The 17,748-nt window shown below is 74.0% G+C and carries 18 protein-coding genes; 9 read left to right on the forward strand and 9 right to left on the reverse strand.

Annotated features, from left to right (window positions below):
• Positions 1-110, reverse strand: a 110-nt coding sequence (locus ACFC1R_RS19280) for an urease subunit gamma (RefSeq protein ID WP_375939734.1), incomplete at its 3' end; no start/stop codon positions are given.
• A 323-nt stretch (positions 111-433) separates the two neighbouring features.
• Here ACFC1R_RS19280 and ACFC1R_RS19285 point away from each other — a divergent pair.
• The 5 genes from ACFC1R_RS19285 (at position 434) to ACFC1R_RS19305 (ending at position 6,219) form a co-directional block, all read left to right on the forward strand.
• Complete coding sequence (locus tag ACFC1R_RS19285; RefSeq protein WP_375940056.1) at positions 434-1,411, forward strand: zinc-binding alcohol dehydrogenase family protein; 978 nt, start codon at positions 434-436, stop codon at positions 1,409-1,411.
• A gap of 124 nt (positions 1,412-1,535) precedes the next feature.
• Complete coding sequence (locus ACFC1R_RS19290; protein ID WP_375940058.1) at positions 1,536-1,994, forward strand: MarR family winged helix-turn-helix transcriptional regulator; 459 nt, start codon at positions 1,536-1,538, stop codon at positions 1,992-1,994.
• Positions 1,995-2,075: 81 nt separating this feature from the next.
• On the forward strand, positions 2,076-2,807 hold the full coding sequence (locus tag ACFC1R_RS19295; RefSeq protein ID WP_375940060.1) for a carbonic anhydrase: 732 nt from the start codon (positions 2,076-2,078) through the stop codon (positions 2,805-2,807).
• Positions 2,808-3,271: 464 nt separating this feature from the next.
• Positions 3,272-3,682: an ATP-binding protein gene (locus tag ACFC1R_RS19300; protein ID WP_375940062.1), complete on the forward strand. Its 411-nt coding sequence runs from the start codon at positions 3,272-3,274 to the stop codon at positions 3,680-3,682.
• 287 nt (positions 3,683-3,969) lie between these two features.
• Positions 3,970-6,219 (forward strand): SpoIIE family protein phosphatase, encoded by a 2,250-nt coding sequence (locus ACFC1R_RS19305; RefSeq protein ID WP_375940064.1) that lies wholly within the window; start codon positions 3,970-3,972, stop codon positions 6,217-6,219.
• 24 nt (positions 6,220-6,243) lie between these two features.
• Here the strand turns inward: ACFC1R_RS19305 and ACFC1R_RS19310 are convergent, their stop codons facing one another.
• The 5 genes from ACFC1R_RS19310 to ACFC1R_RS19330 all read right to left on the reverse strand — a co-directional run bounded on the left by ACFC1R_RS19310 (position 6,244) and on the right by ACFC1R_RS19330 (position 11,162).
• Positions 6,244-7,296 (reverse strand): DUF2637 domain-containing protein, encoded by a 1,053-nt coding sequence (locus ACFC1R_RS19310; RefSeq protein WP_375940066.1) that lies wholly within the window; start codon positions 7,294-7,296, stop codon positions 6,244-6,246.
• 162 nt (positions 7,297-7,458) lie between these two features.
• Positions 7,459-8,343 (reverse strand): (2Fe-2S)-binding protein, encoded by an 885-nt coding sequence (locus tag ACFC1R_RS19315; RefSeq protein WP_375940068.1) that lies wholly within the window; start codon positions 8,341-8,343, stop codon positions 7,459-7,461.
• Positions 8,344-8,455: 112 nt separating this feature from the next.
• Entirely contained in the window at positions 8,456-9,250 is a 795-nt protein-coding gene (locus tag ACFC1R_RS19320; protein ID WP_375940070.1) for a hypothetical protein, read from the reverse strand.
• Positions 9,251-9,467: 217 nt separating this feature from the next.
• Entirely contained in the window at positions 9,468-10,424 is a 957-nt protein-coding gene (locus ACFC1R_RS19325) for a hypothetical protein (RefSeq protein ID WP_375940072.1), read from the reverse strand.
• Positions 10,425-10,514: 90 nt separating this feature from the next.
• Complete coding sequence (locus ACFC1R_RS19330) at positions 10,515-11,162, reverse strand: NTP transferase domain-containing protein (RefSeq protein ID WP_375940074.1); 648 nt, start codon at positions 11,160-11,162, stop codon at positions 10,515-10,517.
• Positions 11,163-11,292: 130 nt separating this feature from the next.
• Between ACFC1R_RS19330 and moaA the strand changes: the two genes are divergently transcribed.
• Complete coding sequence (gene moaA / locus ACFC1R_RS19335) at positions 11,293-12,306, forward strand: GTP 3',8-cyclase MoaA (RefSeq protein ID WP_375940075.1); 1,014 nt, start codon at positions 11,293-11,295, stop codon at positions 12,304-12,306.
• Positions 12,307-12,613: 307 nt separating this feature from the next.
• Positions 12,614-13,669, forward strand: coding sequence for a DUF6081 family protein (locus ACFC1R_RS19340; RefSeq protein WP_375940077.1), 1,056 nt, complete (start codon positions 12,614-12,616; stop codon positions 13,667-13,669).
• An 83-nt stretch (positions 13,670-13,752) separates the two neighbouring features.
• On the opposite strand, the gene ACFC1R_RS19345 is transcribed toward ACFC1R_RS19340, so the two are convergent.
• Positions 13,753-14,523: an aquaporin gene (locus tag ACFC1R_RS19345; RefSeq protein ID WP_375940079.1), complete on the reverse strand. Its 771-nt coding sequence runs from the start codon at positions 14,521-14,523 to the stop codon at positions 13,753-13,755.
• A gap of 369 nt (positions 14,524-14,892) precedes the next feature.
• Between ACFC1R_RS19345 and ACFC1R_RS19350 the strand changes: the two genes are divergently transcribed.
• Together ACFC1R_RS19350 and ACFC1R_RS19355 are read left to right on the forward strand one after the other, a co-directional pair.
• Positions 14,893-15,594, forward strand: a complete 702-nt coding sequence (locus tag ACFC1R_RS19350) for a DsbA family protein (protein WP_375940081.1) — start codon at positions 14,893-14,895, stop codon at positions 15,592-15,594.
• Positions 15,595-15,742: 148 nt separating this feature from the next.
• Positions 15,743-16,489 carry an HNH endonuclease family protein gene (locus ACFC1R_RS19355; protein ID WP_375940083.1) on the forward strand — a complete coding sequence of 249 codons (747 nt, stop codon included), beginning with the start codon at positions 15,743-15,745 and terminating at the stop codon, positions 16,487-16,489.
• Between the two features lie 141 nt (positions 16,490-16,630).
• Here ACFC1R_RS19355 and ACFC1R_RS19360 read toward each other — a convergent pair whose 3' ends face one another.
• Positions 16,631-16,963, reverse strand: a complete 333-nt coding sequence (locus tag ACFC1R_RS19360; protein ID WP_375940085.1) for a DUF6204 family protein — start codon at positions 16,961-16,963, stop codon at positions 16,631-16,633.
• 37 nt (positions 16,964-17,000) lie between these two features.
• On the reverse strand, positions 17,001-17,744 hold the full coding sequence (locus ACFC1R_RS19365) for a TetR/AcrR family transcriptional regulator (RefSeq protein ID WP_375940086.1): 744 nt from the start codon (positions 17,742-17,744) through the stop codon (positions 17,001-17,003).
• Positions 17,745-17,748: the final 4 nt, after the last annotated feature.

The raw sequence follows: 17,748 nt of genomic DNA on the forward strand, positions 1-17,748 counted from the left end.
GCGGTGGCCTCGGGCACGTTGAGGCGGACGCCCCTGGCGCGCCGGGCACGGGCCAGTTCGGCCGCTGTGAAGATCAGCAGCCGGTCCCGTTCGGTGGGGGTCAGTCGCACGGTTCCTCGCTCGCGGGTGCCGGTGGGAGCCGGTGTCGGGGTGGTCGGTGTCAGGTTGCCCGGTGCCGGGCGGCCGCTCGGACTGGTTAGAACGGCGTTCAAACAACTCTCCGGCCATTGAACCCGGGCCGGGCCGTCATGTCCAGCGTTGCCTTTGACGAACCGATCGGCGCGCCGGGTGTCGCAATCGAGTATTCGGTTACGTAGTCGTATCAGGTTCCTGATATAAAGAAGCCACCTTGTACTGCCGTGGTGAGCCGCGGCGGTGCGGGGCCGAGTCCGTTCGAGTCGTCGAGTCTGTTCGAGTCGTGAGGAGCGCAGCCGTGCGCGCTGTCCGTTACACCCGCACCGGTGGTCCCGAGGTCCTTGAGGTGGCCGAGGTGCCCTTCCCGCAGCCGGGGGAGGGCGAGGTCGCCATCGACGTCAGCCACGCCGGTGTCCACTTCGCCGACGTGATGTTCCGGCGCGGCCAGTTCCCGCTGCCGCTGCCCGCAGTCCCGGGCCTCGAAGTGGCCGGCACGGTCGCCGGACTCGGTCCGGGCGTCACCGGCCTGCGGGTCGGCCAGCCCGTGGTCGCGCTGCCGATGGGCTTCGGCGGCAACGCCGAGCGCGTCATCGCGGGCGTCACCACCACCGTCCCGCTGGAGGGTGAACTCGCCGGGCTCGACCCGCTGCTGGCGGCCGGTGCGGCCTGCAACGCCGCCACCGCCGTCGGCACCCTGCGCGGCGCGGCCAGGATCGCCGCGGGCGACCGCATCCTGGTCCTCGGTGCCTCCGGCGGCCTGGGGCTGCTGCTCGGACGGCTCGCCCGCGCCTACGGCGCCGCCCTGGTGGTCGGTGCCGCGAGCACGCCGCAGCGGGCCGCCCGTGCCGCCGGCGCCGGCTACGACCGGGGGCTGGTGTACGGCGAACTCGCCGGCCTCGCACCCGGGTTGACCGACGGACAGGGCTTCGACGTGATCGTCGACGCGGTCGGCGGCGAGCCGCGCGAGCAGGTCAGGGGACTGCTCGCGGTGCTCGGGCGGCACGTGGTGATCGGCAACGCCGCCGACCGGGACATCACGCTGGACGCCAACCAGGTCTGGTACGACAGCTTCACGCTGGCCGGCTACAACCTCGGCGGTGTGCTGGCCCGCCGCCCCGACCTGCTCCGCGCGCAGCTGGAGGAGGGCCTGCGGCTGGTCGCCGACGGCACCCTGCCGCTGGACGTCGAGGAGATCGGCTGGGACGGCGTCGCCGAGGCGCACCGCAGGCTGGAGGGCCGCGCGGCGAGCGGTAAGTACGTCCTGCGGGTGCGCTGACCGCCTCTCGCCGGGCGCCACAAACCGTACGGCCATACTGGTCGGGGCCCGACCGGGCCCCGACCAGGCCGGTGGAAGCCGAGACGGGCAGGCGCCGGCGCGAGCGAAGGAGGGGCTGCGCCCCATGACCACCGACCCCGCCGACCTGCTCGCGGGACCGCAGGGCGCCCAGCTGCGCCTCGGCCTCGCGATCAAGCAGGCAGAGCAGGCCATGATGGCGGCCAAGACCGACGCGCTGCGCGAACTCGACCTGACGGTGCCGCAGTACGCGGTGCTGCTGCAGCTGACCGAGCGGTCCGGGATGTCGGGTGCCCAGCTGGCGCGCGGGGCGGCGGTCACGCCGCAGACCATGGCGGGCGTGCTGGCGAATCTGGAGACCAAGGGACTGATCGAGCGCGAACCCTCCGAGCTGCACGGGAAGGTGCTGGTGACCAGGCTCAGCGAGGCCGGGCGGGCGTTGGTAGCAGAAGCCGACGCGCGGGCGGTCGGAATCGAGTCGGCGCTTTGGACAGCCTTCGACGAGTCCGAGCGCGACCTGTTCCGTGGCTTTCTCCAACGTGCAACTTCCGTGCTGCAGAAGTGAATAAAGCATCTCCCCCATCCCGGTAAAGTGGCCCCCCGTCACCCAGTCGGCGTAGTGCGTGCGGTAGGCGGGAGAACGGCGATGACGGACCGGCGGAGTGTGCTCCGGGCGGGGACCCTGGCCATGGCGGCCCTGGCGGCGAGCACCGGGATCCCGGGCGCGAACGCGACCCCGCGGGGCGGGGGAGCCGGCACCGCGGCCGGCCCGACCGACACCCCGGCGCAGGCGCTGGAGCGGCTCCGGGCCGGCAACGACAACTGGGTCGACGACCGCGTCACCCACCCGCGCGCGACCCCGACCCGCCGCTCCGACCTGTCGACCCACCAGGAGCCGTTCGCGGTGGTCTTCTCCTGCATCGACTCCCGGGTCCCGCCGGAGCTGGTCTTCGACCAGGGACTCGGCGACCTGATGGTGGTCAGGACCGCCGCGCACACCAGCGACGGCCTGGTCGCCGGCAGCCTGGAGTACGGCCCCGCCGAACTGGGCGCCAGGCTGCTGGTCGTGCTCGGCCACCAGCGCTGCGGGGCGGTCACCGCCGCCGTGAAGTCCTTCCGGGAGGGCGGACGGCTGCCCGGTCACCTCGCGGACATCGCCCGCGACCTGCGGGCCCCCTACGAGGAGGCCCGGCGCCTCGGCGTCCCGGCCGACCGGCTGGTCGAGGAGACCATCCGGGCCCAGACCCGCCGGACCGTGGCGCAGCTGCGGTCGGACCGGCTGCTGCACCCGCTGGTCAGCGCCGGGAAGCTCGACGTCGTCGGGGCGTACTACTCGCTCGACAGCGGTGCCGTGACCTTCTCGACGCAGGCACGCTGAGGTCCGGACCCGGGCGCGCGGCGGTGTCCGAGGGCCTCAACTCCCCTGCATCGAAAGGCAACAGCGGTGACGGCCGGGTCGTCGGAGCGGTGACGCGGCCCCCGGTACGGTGCTCACCCAAGGCGACCGGGGGTGGCCCTCGGCCGAGGTGAAGTGCGGTCAGAAACACTGTGGAGCCCGCGCAAACCTCTTGCGGGCCCCGAAAAGGATCACTCAGGGGCCTTCGGGCTCCGCTTCACACCAGGTGACCGCCTACGCACTGTTGCGAACCGCGGCGACTGGGCATGAGGATGGTCGGCAGAACGTGGGACGGACCGACCGACGGGGGACGCGGTGGCCGGCCGTCCGGACAGACGTGGGGGCGTACGGTGATGGATGGTCAGGCGAGGTTCCCGCGCCAGCGGACGACTTCGAACAGTGACACGGTCACACCCGTCGGAAGAAACGGCGACAACCCGCAGCCGGTGCACGAGCCCGGCTGCGCCCTGCACCGCAGGCTGCACGCCGCGGTGGACCCGGCCGACCTGGTCGCGGTCGGTGTGGTGCGGCACCGGCTGCGCGCCGCACTGAACCGCTGGGGGGTGCCCGAGCTCGCCGACACCGCCGAGCTGCTCACCTCCGAGCTGGTCACCAACGCACTGGTGCACACCGGCAGAGGAGCCGTCTTCGACGCCGTCCTCACCTCCGAAACCTCCGAGCAGCGCCTGCGCATCGAGGTCCAGGACGGTACCGCCCGGTTGCCGGGCCGCCGTACCCCGGCCGAGTTCGCCACCTCGGGCCGGGGTCTGCTGTTGGTGGAGGCGCTCGCCGACGACTGGGGTGTGCAGCTCCGGGGGGACGGCAAGGTCACCTGGTTCGAGCTCGCCACCCCCTGAACCGCCGCACGGCGATCCGCCGCACGGCAACCTTCCGCACGGCGGCGTACCGCACGGCCGACGGTGTACCGCGGCGCCGACGTCTGTGAAAAGGTGCACAGGCGACCCGCCGGGTTCGGGCATTGCCGCCTTGCCGAACATTCGACAGGATAGTGAGAATGTGTGTCCGGGAAGGCAGCGGGGAGATCCGAGCCTCGACTGACCGCCACCACCCGTGACACCGTCCCACCACCCCACGGCCATCGCAGTCCGCCCGGACGGCGTGCCACGGCAGCGGCAGGAGAAGCATGGCGACTGAGCCCGAGCCGCAAGGGCCCGCGCGCCGCACCCCACCGGCCCAGGCCTCCCGGAGTGCCGAGCCGGGCAGCGCGCTGCGCACCGCCCCGGGGCCGTCGGCCGACCGGATCGTGCCCGCGGCGTCCCGGGGGCTGCCCACCCGTACCGGCGACTCCACCCCGGACTGGCTCGAACCGGCGATGGCCGCGAACGGCATCGGCTCGTTCGACTGGGACATCCGCCGCGACGTGCTGGAGGGCGACCACCGGGCCTGTGCCATCCTCGGCCTCGACGCCAAACGCTTCGACCGCAGCTCCGCCGCCTTCCTGGCCGTCCTCCACCCCGAGGACGCGCCGGTCGTCCGCCGCCGGGTCGAGCGCGCCGTCGCCGAGCTCGGCCAGTGCGGCGCGTACTACCGCACGGTCTTCCCCGGCGGCGAGCTGCACGCCGCGCGGTTCCGGGGCCGGGTGCTCGCGGACGCCTTCGGCCGCCCGTCCCGGATGGTCGGCTTCGTCTGGGACGCCACCGTCGAGCTGCACAAGCGCGAGCGCGCGGGCGAGCTGGCGGCGCTGCGCGAGGAGCGCTCACGCTTCATCAAGGAGGCCGCCCGCGCCCTCTCCGAGGCGGTGACGGTCCGCGACGTGGCGAGGGTCTTCACCGAGCTGCCGCTTCCCGGGCTGCCCCCGGACGGCCTGCTGCTCGCCTCCCTGGAGGCCGGCCGCCTGCAGATCCTCGGTGCCAGCGGCTACGCCCCCGAGGCCATCCGTCCGTACGACCGCTCGCTGCTGGGCCCGGCCCACCCGGCGGCCGAGGCGATCCGCAACCGCGCACCGGTCTTCATCGCCAGCCGGGACGAGTACCTCGACCGCTACCCCGAGGCATGGACCAGGATCGCCCCGAGCAACCCGCGCAGTGCCTGGGCCTTCCTGCCGCTGGTCGCCAGCGGCAGAGCGATCGGCGTCTGCGTGGTGGCCTTCGACGACGACCGGGAACTGGACGCGGACGAGCGCACCCTGCTCTCCACCCTCGGCGGCCTGGTCGCCCAGTCCCTGGCCCGCGCCCGGCTGCACGACGCCGAGCACGAACTCGCCGCCGGACTCCAGCGCGTCATGCTGCCGCGCACCGTGCCGTCCGTCTCCGGTGTCACCACCGCCGTGCGCTACCTGGCGGCCGGGTCCGGGCTGCAGATCGGCGGCGACTGGTACGACGTCGTCCCGCTCCCCGGCGGTCACGTCGGTCTGGTGATCGGCGACGTCCAGGGCCACGACGTGCACGCCGCCGGAATCATGGGCCAGCTGCGGATCGCCCTGCGCGCGTACGCGGCCGAGGGCCACCCGCCCGCCGCCGTGATGGCCCGGGCCTCCCGCTTCCTGGCCGACCTCGACACCGACCACTTCGCCACCTGCACCTATGCCGAGGTCAACGTGGACTACGGCGTGGTCTACGCGGTCCGGGCCGGCCACCTGGACCCGGTGGTCCGCCGCGCGGACGGCAGCGCCGCCCCCGTGCCGGTGGCGGGCGGGCTGCCGCTGGGGGTCGACCCGGACGAGGAGTACCGGGTCACCCGGTTCAGCCTGGACCCGGGCGAGACCGTGGTGCTCTGCACCGACGGCCTGGTCGAGGCCAGGGGCATGGACCTGGACACCGGTTTCGCCCGGCTCTGCGCCACCGTCTCCGGCGACCTCCCCGCCCGGGGCGAGTCGCCGTACGACCCGCTGGACGTCCTGGCCGATCGGATCGCCTCCCAGGCAGCGGACTCCACCGAGCGCGAGGACGACATAGCGCTGCTGCTGCTCCGCTGGGACGGCCCGGCCGGCGGCCTCGCCGCCCAGCAGCTGCGCCGCCGGATCGGGCAGGCCGACCTGGCCAGGATCTCCGAGCTGCGCGGCGAACTGCGGGACGCGCTGCGCCGCTGGGGCGTCGCCGAGCTGGTGGACACCGCCGAGCTGCTCGCCTCCGAGCTGGTCACCAACGCGATCCGGCACACCGACCGGGACGCGATGTTCACCGCCCGGCTCTACCGCGAATCCGTCGGTCAGGGCGAGCCGGCCGGGCGGGCCCGGCTGCGGGTGGAGGTCGAGGACGAGTCGGACCTCTGGCCGACCCGCCGCACACCGGGGGAGCAGGCCTCCTCCGGGCGCGGGCTGATGCTGGTCGAGGCGCTCGCCGACGGCTGGGGAGTGGAGCCCCGGGGCACCGGCAAGCGGATGTGGTTCGAGCTCTCCGCCGACTCGAACGGCGTCGACCCGACGGAGAGCTGAGCGTTCAGCCGGCGGCCGGGACGGTCAGCCGAACTGCTGCTCCAGGTCCTTGAGTTTCTGCTCCAGGGAGTCCAGGCGCGGCAGGGTCATGGTGTCCTCGTCCGGGGTGAGGTCGATGCTGCGGTGGTCCTGGCGGGCCGGCAGGCCGGACCGGCCGAGCGCGCCCGCCGTGAACGGACCGGCGGGGGAGGCGGGAGCCGGGTCGGCTCCGGCTATGGCGGGCTCCGATCCGCCGGGCTCCAGCTGCGGCGTGAGCTGCGGTGCCAGCCGGCGGGCGTTGCGCGAGCGCCAGGCGCTGCCGTGCTGGCGGCCCAGGGCCCTGATCTCGGCCCGCTCACGGCGGTCGGCGAGCCGCTGCCGCTCCCGGTTCAGCGCGGCCTCGCGCTTGTCGTCCCGGACCTCCTCGACCGCCTCGTCCAGCGTGCGGACGCCCTCCAGGAGCATCAGCGACCAGGCGGCGTAGGTCTCCCGGGGTGCCCGCAGCCAGCGGACGATCCGGATCTGCGGCAGCGGTCGCGGCACCAGGCCCTGCTCCCGGAGTGCGGCCACCCGGGTCTGCTTGAGTGCGCGGTCGAACAGGACGGCGGCCGAGAGGGACATCCCCGCGAAGAACTGCGGTGCCCCCGCGTGCCCCCAACCCCTGGGTGCATGAACCCAGTTGAACCAGGCCGAGGCCCCGGCGAAGAGCCAGACCAGCAGCCGCGAGCCGAGTGCGGCGTCACCGTGGCTGGCCTCCCGGACGGCGAGGACCGAGCAGAACATCGCCGCGCCGTCGAGACCGAACGGCACCAGGTACTCCCAGCCGTCGGAGAGGCCGAGGTTCTGCACCCCGAATCCGACCAGGCCGTGGAAGGAGAGTGCGGCCGCGACGGCGGCGCAGCAGAACAGCAGCGTGTACGAGGCTGCCCCGTACAGGGATTCCTTGCGGCGGCGGCGTTCCTCGGTGCGCTCCCAGGAATCCGAGCCGCCGACCGTGGCGGTGGCCCTGGTGCGGACGAAGGCCACCAGCAGGGCGGTCACCACCAGTGCGACCACGCCCGTGACGGCCCAGCCCAGCGGTATGTCGGACAATTTCATGGCCGGAACCAGCCTCGCTTTCCTCCGCTTTGACGGTGAGCGACATCATGGCGGAACCCTGCGCGGGTTTTGGCCGATTTGCTGTCAATGCACCGGGGAGAGCGAATTCCGGGCGGAATTCCGGCAGATGATATGACAGGTGATGGGCCGTCGATTGAGACGTCAGTTCTTATTCGTGCACGTGCGGGGACAGCTGAAGCAGGTGTCGGCCGGGCGGACGGTGTAGAACAGGCAGCAGCTCGCCCGGCTGCGCGTCCAGGTGGTCGGGGCGCCGGGCCGCGCGGACGACCGGAAGCCGGCGCCGCCCACGAACGGCGGGTGCTGCGAGCCGTCCGGCAGCAGTTCGCCCAACTCGGCCACCGCCCGGTCCTCTTCGCCCAGCAGGGCGCCGAGGTACCAGAGGCCCTCGACCACGTCGTCGGTGGCCATCCCCCAGAGCGTGCGCGGTCCACGCCGCAGCTCGGGGCGGAACGCGGCCAGCACCGGGGCGAGGTGACCGGCCAGTGCGGTCAGCAGCTCGGCCCGCAGGGCCCGTCCGTCCGGCACCACCCGCGCACCGGGCAGCGCGGCCGCCGGGTCGCCCGGCAGGCACGCGAACCCGTCCGGCCGGACGGTGAGTTCACCGGAGCTGCGGCGGATCGACACCCGTTCCACCGGAATCCGGGGCACCCGGCGCTCCAGCAGCCACGGCAGCGTGAACAGCAGGGCGACGGGCCAGTTGTAGCGGTGCAGGCAGAACCCGGCGGCGACGTCCGGGCGCAGCGGCTCGCCGTACTCGGCCAGCCCGAGCGCGGCGTCGTAGGCGATCAACTTCCGCAGTGCGGCGGGGTGCTGGACGATGTCGGCGGTCCTGGCCCAGCCCCGGCCGGTGCGCGGCGCTCCGGCGTGGACGCGCAGCCCGGGGAAGACCCGGCCGAGTCGGGCGTAGCTGCCGAACAGCGGTGGTTCCCCCGTCGGGTCGGGGGCGCCCGTGGCGGCCTGCGGGCCTGGAGCGGGCCGTGCGCCCGGGGCGGGCTGCGCGGCGGCCACGGTGCTGCTCACGGTCATGGGTGGGCCCCATCGGGTGGACCGGAGCCCGGGGACTCCGCGACGGCAGGACTGACCTGCCCGAGACAGTGCTCCCCTCGGGCAGGTTAGGCTCACCTTAGCTGAAAGCTCCTTAGGCTTCTCGCGCGACGGGGCCGTTCGGAGGAGTGGCGGGTGCGGGGAGGGCGCTCAACCGGCGCGCGAGCCATACCGGCACCCCGCCCAGCGCCTGCACCAGCCGGGCGGCCTCCGCCCGCAGCCGCGCCGCCTCGACCGGCTCCGACACCTGGGCCAGCGCCGCCAGCGCGGGCGCCACCCCGACCGTGAACCCCAGGTCCTCCCGCAGCCGCAGCGAGGCCCGGAACCCCTCCCGGGCCCGCTCACGGTCGCCGACCGCCAGCGCCAGCGCCGCCAGATGCCCCCAGGTGTACGAGCGCAGCAGTTCGTCGCCGCGCTCCGTCGCACCGTCGTGCGCCCGCCGGTAGGCGATCCAGGCGGCCGTCCGGTCATGCAGCAGGTTCTCCGCGACCAGGCCGCGCCGGAAGTCCAGCAGCGGCCGGCCGGGGGCTCCCGGCGGGAGGAGGGCGGAGGTCCGTCCGAGGGCGGCCTGGGCCTCGTCCAGTCGGTCGCGCGGGCCGAGCACGCTGGCGACGTACGCCAGGAAGCCGCGCGCGCAGGCCGCGCCCGCCCGCTGGTCGGGAGCGGCCGCCCCGGCCTCGGCCAGGCGTAGTGCGTGCTCGGCCTCCTGCCAGTGGCCGCCGGTGAACAGGCTCTGTTCGATGAGGAGTTCGGCCCGGCGCAGAGCGACGTCCGGATCGCGCGCGGCGGCGGGCCCGAGCAGCTCGGCGGCCTCCTGCCAGCATCCGCGCGAGCGTAACCGCCATACCGTATCGGCGCTTCCCCCCAGGTCCGTACCGTGCTCCGACAACGCCACCTCCTTGTGTGCGGTGTCCAGAAAACGGGACTCTGCGGCCGCAATTCAACACGGGGGTGAGCTTGTGCACCAGATCACGAGCGCCGGAGATTTCGGAAATCTGTGATCGATCTCACGGTGCCGTGGGGCCTGAGTTGACGGTGGGTCAGCACGGTGTTGACGGGGCACCGGTGGGCGGCCGGTGCCCGCACGGACGGAGCCGGGGGCCCGGTCAGGACGTCCAGCCGGTCTCCGCCAGCGCCTCCGCCGCGCCGTTGGCGGGCTGCGGAAGTCCGGCCTCGTCCAGCTGGAACAGCGCCACCAGCAGCTGCTCGCCGCGCACCGTCGCCTGGTGCGAGTAGCCGCCCACGGTGAACATCGCGGCGGCGATCTCCTCGGCGTGCAGGGTCTGCAGCCAGAGGCACTCGACGGCCTTGACGTCGGACGGCTCGACCCCCGCGTCAACCTGGGCCACCATGCGGCTGCCCAGCATGGTGACGGCCGAACTCTCCTGCTGCTCCGTCAACTCCAGGTCCTCGAAGCCCAGCCATTGGAGGTAACGGGCGGCGGTGATCACCGCGTCCTCCGGGCCGCGCACCGGCTGCGGCCTGAACGGCGGCCGCCGGTACCCCAGGCCGGGATCGCCGCCCTGGCCCCGGAGCCCGGAGCCGTACCCCTGCGGCGGCACGGTGGGGACCGGACCGCCGTGCGGCCGCGCCCCGTACGGGCGGGGGCGCGGCGAGACCGGGGCGGTGTGGCCGGGCAGTGCGGCCTGCCCGGGCGGCGCGGCGCTCTGCAGCCGGGGCGAACGGTCCACCGGCAGGCGGACGGTGGCCCCGCAGTTGCAGGTGAACTCGGGCTGCGGCCACTGGTCGCTGCGCCCGCAGTGCGGGCAGCGCATGCTCAGCCAGGAGTCCTCCCAGGAGCGGAACCGCACCTGCACCGGCACGCCGCCGCGCAGCAGCGGCACCCGCAGCTGCGCCCCGCACGGGCAGGGCAGGCTCGGCGGCTCGTACATGTGCTCACGGCGGCAGGCCGGGCAGCGGATCGCACTCGCGGCCGGCCCCGGGCCGGTGCCGGAGGCCTCCGACGACCCGCCGGGACCGTGGGCACCGGCCGGTCCGGACGCGGCGCCTGGGCCGAACCAGGCCGGATCGCTGAAGTCGTCGGGCAGCGGCACTGAGGCCATGGCGTGCACCGTCCGTTCGGGTCGGCTGGGCAGGTTCGCCTCCCATCGTCCCTGATCCGCACGGGCCTTGGCGCCGATTGCGGCAATACCTCAGGGACAGTTCAGGGGCGCGGAGGCGTTCCAGCGCGCGAGGTCCGCCGGGGTGTCCAGGTCGTCCGGCACGGCGACGTCGGCGCACTCCACCAGGACGATCTCGGCGGCGTGCGCGGCGAGCAGCGCACGGGCCCCGGCGTCGCCGGTGGCACCTGCGGCGGCCTCGGCGAAGTGCCGGGAGCCGATCAGCACCGGGTGGCCGCGCCGTCCGCCGTAGGCCGCGGCCGCGAGCTCCGCCCCCGAACGGTGGGCGGCCAGCAGCCGTGCGACGGCGCTCGGGGTCACTCCGGGAGTGTCGACCAGCATCACCAGGACGGCGTCCGCGCCGGGGGGCAGGGCCGCGAGCCCGGCGCGCAGCGAGGAGCCCATGCCGCTCTCCCAGTCCGGGTTGTCGACCAGCCGGCAGTCGCCGACCTCGGCGGTGGCCCTGACCTGCGCGGCGGCCGCGCCCAGCACCGCCACCGTCCCGGTGCAGCCCCCGGCCCGGACCACCGCGAGGGCGTGTTCGAGCAGCGGCCTGCCCCGGTGCTCGACCAGCGCCTTGGGCCGCCCGCCGAGGCGCCGACCGCCACCGGCCGCCAGCACCAGGGCGGGGACGGGCGCCGGGGGCGGGGGTGCGGGGAGCGGGTGCGCGGGGTCTGCCATACCGCCAGTCTGGCGGGCCGGCCCGCGGGCGTGCAGTTGGAGGAACGCACAAGGCAAAGCTGCAGGTCGCCGTGGTGCACCGGCTCTTCCACCGCTGGATCTTCGCGGGGGCGCGCCCTGTACTTGGGAGATGGCACCTCGTAGTACTGAGCCCACGGGCAGCTCCCCGCTGGTCGACCGCTTCGGCCGCGTCCACACCGACCTGCGGATCTCGCTCACGGACCGCTGCAACCTCCGCTGCACCTACTGCATGCCGGCCGAGGGTCTCGACTGGCTGCCCAGGGCCGAGGTGCTCGATGACGACGAAATCGTCCGGCTGGCCCGGATCGCCGTCCAGCGGCTCGGGATCAGGTCGCTGCGCCTCACCGGGGGCGAACCGCTGCTCCGGCGCGGACTGCCCGGACTGATCGCCAGGCTGAGCGCACTCGGCCCCGGGCTCTCGCTGACCACCAACGGCATCGGCCTGGCCCGGACGGCGGGCGATCTCAGGGCGGCCGGGCTGGAACGGGTCAACGTCAGCCTGGACACCCTGCGGCCCGAACGCTACGCCGAGATCACCCGCCGCGACCGGATCGCCGACGTCCTCGCCGGGCTCGCGGCCGCCCGGGCGGCCGGGCTCGCGCCGGTCAAGGTGAACGCCGTCCCGGTGCGCGGGGTCAACGACGACGAGATCCTCGACCTGGTCGAGTTCGCCGCCGCGCACGGGTACCGGATGCGGTTCATCGAGTCCATGCCGCTGGACGCCCAGGGTGCCTGGGACCGGAGCAGGATGGTCACCGCCGACGAGCTCCTGGAGATCCTGGCGCGGCGCTGGGAGCTGCACCCGGTCGGGCGGCACGGCAACGCGCCCGCCGAGGAGTGGCGGATCGCCGGTACGGACACGGTGGTCGGGGTGATCGCGTCCGTCACCCGGCCGTTCTGCGGTGGCTGCGACCGGGTCCGGCTCACCGCCGACGGCCAGTTGCGCAACTGCCTGTTCGCGACCGAGGAGTCCGACCTGCGCGCGCTGCTGCGCGGCGGCGCCGACGACGCCCGGATCGAGGCGGCCTGGCGCAGCACCATCGCCCGCAAGGGCCCCGGCCACGACATCGGCTCGGCGGACTTCGTCCGGCCCGACCGCCCGATGTCCGCGATCGGCGGCTGAGCCCGGCCGGTCCCGCCATCGGCCGGCACCACCCGGGCCGGCACTGTCCGGGCCGGCACCGGCAGGCCGGCAGGCCGTGCGAGCGACCGTGGCGGTGCGGAGTCCGGTGTTCCTCCGGACCGTCCCGATGGGCCCGGCGGTGCGGGGCCGACCTGACGGATTCAGGGCCCGCCGGTGGCTCCCGGGTCGGCCGGGCTTGCACGCTGAGGCGCGCAACAGCCCTGCGGGTCCGGAGGGTTGGGGTGCCACGGCACCGCTCTCCGTCGACCGCGCAACACGATCACGGGAGCGAACAGTGCACGGAGCGTTGAGACGTACGATCACCGGTCTGGCCGCGGCGGTGGCGCTGGCCGCGGGTGCCGTCGCCGTACCGGCCCAGGCGAGGGCGGACGCCGGGACGGCCGGCGGGAGCTACCGGGTGGTCTGGGACGACTTCCGCGGCGGCTTCACCCACGGGACGGGCGGCAAGTGGACGCTGTCGGCCGCCGGTTCGCTGCCGGACGGGGACGGCATCGCGACCACCTCCGCGAACGGCCTGACCGTCGTCCCGACCGGCCGCAACGCCACCACCGGCAAGCCGGCCTTCGCCTACACCACGGGCCAGGAGCACGACGGCGGCGCCGGACAGGCCGACCACCTGAAGTGGTACGCGGTCGCCAACCACACCGCGAGCACCGGTGTCACCGGCTTCGACGCCGTCCCCGGCAAGGTGCTGACCTGCGGCGCGCGCCTGGGCGCCCGGACCTACGGAACGGAGCAGAACCCGTTCGGCGCCGACGTCGCCGACCCGCAGAGCGATCTGCGGCTGGCCTCCGCCGGACTGAGTGCGATCGACTACGAGACGATGATGGTCTTCGACTTCTTCGTCACCAACACCGAGCTGTACGCCTTCTACGAGCGGCTGCCGACGCCCGGTGCGGCGTACGCGCCGTTCTCCTACGCCCTCCCGGTCGCGGACCGCACCCCCGGTACCCAGCACGACCTGGCGATCTCCTACGACCGGGCGGCGGGCACGGTGGTGTGGAAGGCCGACGGCCGCGAGGTGTTCAGCGTGAACCGGCTCGGCTTCCGGCCCGCCGACCGCTCGCACCTGCTGCTGGACCTCGGTGGCACCGAGCAGGCCGCCGATCCCCGCCAACTCTCCTGCGGGCTCGGGATGTTCGCGATCCTGGACGGCGAGGGTGGGAACGGGCGCGGCCTGGTCCGGCTGACCGACCAGCCGGACCGCTACTACGACCCGCACCTCGGCGCCCCGACCCCGGAGACCTTCGCCGACAACCTGAGCCTGCCCGGCAACCGGCTGTGGGGCCAGGGCGCGCAGCTCGACGTCGACCGCGTGACGATCTCCTCGCTGCCCCGGTAGTCCGGGCCCTCCGCCCCGTGGATGCCCCGAACGGGGCGGAGGCCCTGGACGGGCGGCGCCGGGCAGCGCCCGTCGGGCGGGCCCTAGCGGCGGCGCCGCACCAGGGCGGCAGCGGCACCGGCGAGCAGCGAGCCCACCACCGGCGCGAGCAGGTACACCCAGAGCAGTTCGGTCCGGCCGGAGAACAGCGCCGGGCCGAACTGACGGGCGGGGTTGCCGCCGCCGCCCGACCAGGTGCTGATCCAGACGATCTGCGCGGCGACCCCCGCGCCGGTCAGCGGCGGCAGCCACGGCCCGAACCGGGGCTGCACCAGCGAGACCACCACCAGCAGCATCAGCACCAGCATGAAGGCGCCCTCAAGGGCGAAGACGGACGGCCAGGTCCAGCCCGGCGCGCGGACCAGTGCGGCGTACCCGACCTCGGCCACCTCGTGTCCCCAGACCAGCCGCCCCAGGGCCACGCCGGTCACCGACCCCGCCAACTGCGCGACCACGAACGGCAGTACCAGGCGTCCCGGCAGCAGCCGCATCGCCCACAGGCCGACGGTGACCGACGGGTTGAGCTGGCCCGCGGTGTTGCGGCGCACCGAGATGGTGAACGCCACCGTGACGTACAGCCCGACGCCGACGCCCATGGCGGCCAACTTGGCGTCCAGCGAGGGGAGCAGGCCGCCGAGCGGCGAGGACGGGTGGAAGATCCAGCGGGCCAGCGTCATGACCAGGAAGAGGTTCCCGACCACTGCCAGGAACTCCAGGCAGCCGAGGCGAAGTACGGCCCGCAGCGGCGGCGGCCCGGCCGGTGGTGGAGTGGTGCCCGCGTCCCGGTGTGCGGGCTGGCTGGTGACGGCAGACATCTCGGTCTCCTGGATACGTCGGAGAGTTGGCAGGTACGGGGCTCGGCGGCGGCCCCGGCGGGCCGGCGGGCCCGAAGACGATACCGGCCCCCGAGGAGCCTGTCGGGCGCGGAGCTCCGGCGGCAACCGTGCGCCGTCCAGTTCGTCAGGTCGGCCGCCCTCCACCGCGGTCGGTGCCCGCCCGCCGCCGGCGGGCCGCCGGCCGGCACCCCCGCCGTCCACCGCGACCTGACGAAGTGCCCCGCCCGCATGGCGGCCCGGCGCCGGCCTGGCCATCATGGGCCGGGTGGTACGGGAGCGCCCGACCCCCGGCGGGTGCCGGTCGGAGTCGGACGCCGATCGAGGCGAACGGACTGAGGGGTACCCAGGATGAGCACTGTCGGAGAAGCGGCCGGCCCCGAATCGGCCCACGTCACCGTCTGGTCGGACATCGGCTGCCCCTGGGCCAGCCTCGCGCTGCACACGCTGCGGGCCGCCGCCGCCGAGCGCGGCCAGGACCTGCTGATCGACCACCGGGCCTTCCCGCTGGAGCTGTTCAACCGCCAGCCCACCCCCAAGTACATCGTCGAGCCCGAGGTCATCGTGATCGGAGCGCGCCGCCCCGAACTGGGCTGGCGGGTCTGGTCGGGCGTCGAGTCCGACTACCCGTCGACCACGCTGCCCGCGCTGGAGGCGGTCCAGGCCGCCAAGGAGCCGGCCGTCGGCGGACTGCGCGGAAGCGACGAGCTGGACGCCGCGCTGCGCCACGCCTTCTACGGCGGGAGCAAGTGCATCAGCGTCCACTCGGTGATCCTCGACCTCGCGGACAAGTGCGAGCACGTCGACGCGGAGGAGTTGGCCAAGGCGCTGGAGAGCGGCGCCGGCCGGGCCGAGGTGTACGCCCAGTGGCACGTCGCTCAGGGGCCCGACATCCAGGGCAGTCCGCACCTGTTCACCTCGGACGGCTACCAGTCCCACAACCCCGGTGCCACCTTCGTCTGGACCGGCGACCCCAACCAGGGCGGCCTGCCCCGGCTGGACGACTACGACCCCTCCTGGGCGCAGGAGTTGCTCGACCGCGTGGCGCGGTAGCTTCCTCCCGGGGCGGTGGGACCGCCCCGGGAACCGGGGGTGTGAGCCGTGCCATGTCCCCGCGCCCCCGCTGTGGCGACTTGACCGGGTATGACTGCACTGGTGTGCTGGTGCGCCGTCAGACGTCACACCACCGGGGGAGACCACCGTGCGCGCCGGCCGTACCACCCTGTCCGCGACAGCCCTGCTGCTCGCCGTCGCGCCGGTCCTGACGGCCTGCAGCGGCGGCGGAGCGTCCCACGGCTCCGCGAAGCCGGTCGCGCTCGGCACCAGCCCCCTGCGGAACCCGGACGGCACCAGGCCGGGCCTGGCACCGATAACGTCGGACGCCGACCGCAAGGCCGCCCGCGACCTGATCGGCAAGGTGACGACGGCCGCCGCCGGGCCCAAGACCGGTTACGACCGGGACCAGTTCGGCCCGGCCTGGACGGACAACGTGGACGGCGTCCCGTTCGGTCACAACAGCTGCAGCACCCGGGACGACATGCTCGCCCGGGACGGAAGGTCCCTGGAGCACCGGGACGGTTCGGCCTGCGTGGTCAGTGCGATGACCATCTACGACCCGTACATCGGCAAGAACGTGCGGTGGACCAAGCAGCAGCCGGCCCGGATACAGATCGACCACGTGATGCCGCTCTCCTACGACTGGCAGATGGGCGCCGCCAAGTGGGACAAGGCCAAGCGCGTCGAGATAGCCAACGACCCGCTCAACCTGATCCCGGCGGACGGATCGCAGAACGCCGCCAAGGGCGACTCCGGGCCGGCCTCCTGGCTCCCGTCCAACCCGGCCGTGCGTTGCTCCTACGCGGTGCGCTTCGCCCAGGTCTCGCTCAAGTACCAGCTGCCGGTGACGCCGGACGACAAGAAGGCCATGCTGCGCCAGTGCGGGGCTTGAAGAGCATGGACCCCGCGCGGCCGACGGCACCCGCGTGAGCACCGCCACCAGCACCGGCCGCACGCGCTCGGCCTGCCGACCCAGCCCCAGCCCCGGAGCCGGGCGGAGCGGCCGGGGCGGTGGCCGGTGCGGGCACGGTCGTCAGCGCCGCGGCCGGCGGATCCTCATGTCGTCGACGCTGGTGGCGGTGGCGCGCAGCACGCCGTGCCGGAGGCCTCGGGCGGCGAGCGCCGTGGCTGCCCGGTCGCAGGCGTACTCGACCGCCATCTCGTCCTCCTCGTCGGCGGGCTGCCGGACCACGCAGCGGAATGAGAAGGCGCGCAGCGCCCGGTCGTAGATGAGGCTGCCCTCGTCGGTGAAGGCCGCGTTGAGGATGTCGTGCCGGTCGGCGGCCGCGAGCAGCTCGGCCCGCTGGGCGTCGTCGAGGTCCGCGAAGACGCCGCGGACGATGACCCGGTAGGTGCGGTCACTCATGGCTCTCGTGCTCTTCTCTGCTCGGGCGCTCGGGCGCTCATGCGTCAGGGATGTCGGGGATGTCGGTGGCGCCGGGCGGTGCCGCGGAGCCGCTCGGCCCGCTCCGCGTCGGCAGCGCGGCCAGCCCGTCGAGGAGCCGCTCCAGGCCGAACCTGAAGCGGTCCTCCATGGACGGCTCGGTGAGGTCGCCGGCGAGGGCGACGAGGTTGGGGAAGGACGCCTCCGGCAGTTGCCGCAGCTGGTCGCCCACGGTGGTGGCGACCTCGGAACGGCTGACCCCCGCGGTCTCGGCCGCCGAGATGGGAGCCTGCTCCTGGAGGACGAACCCCTGGACGTAGGCGCCGAGCAGGTAGGTGATCAGAGCGGCGTCGGCGTTGGAGAAACCGGCCTCCCGTAGCCGGTCGAGCTGCTCCTCCATCAGGTGCAGCAGGTGCGGACCGAGGGCGAGGCGACCTGCGACGACCTTGGCTGCGTCCCGCTTGTCGAGCAGGAGCCGACGGTGGCGCAGGCAGTACTCACGGAGCTGCTCGCGCCAGTCGCCCTCCCGGGGCGGCGGCTCGGCGTCGGCCATGAGTGCGTCCGTGAGCAGGTCCAGCAACTGCTCCTTGTTGCGGACGTGCCAGTACAGCGAGGCCGCCTTCACGCCCAGTTCGGCGGCGACCTTGCGCATGGACAGCCCGCCGATGCCCTCGCGTTCGAGTACGCGGAGTGCTGCCTGGGCGAGCGCCTCCCGGGTCAGCCCCGGTTGCTGGGGACCGTCCTGCGCGCTGTCGTCGGGCACCCGG

This window comes from Kitasatospora sp. NPDC056138, from assembly GCF_042264695.1.
Taxonomy (GTDB): Bacteria; Actinomycetota; Actinomycetes; order Streptomycetales; family Streptomycetaceae; genus Kitasatospora.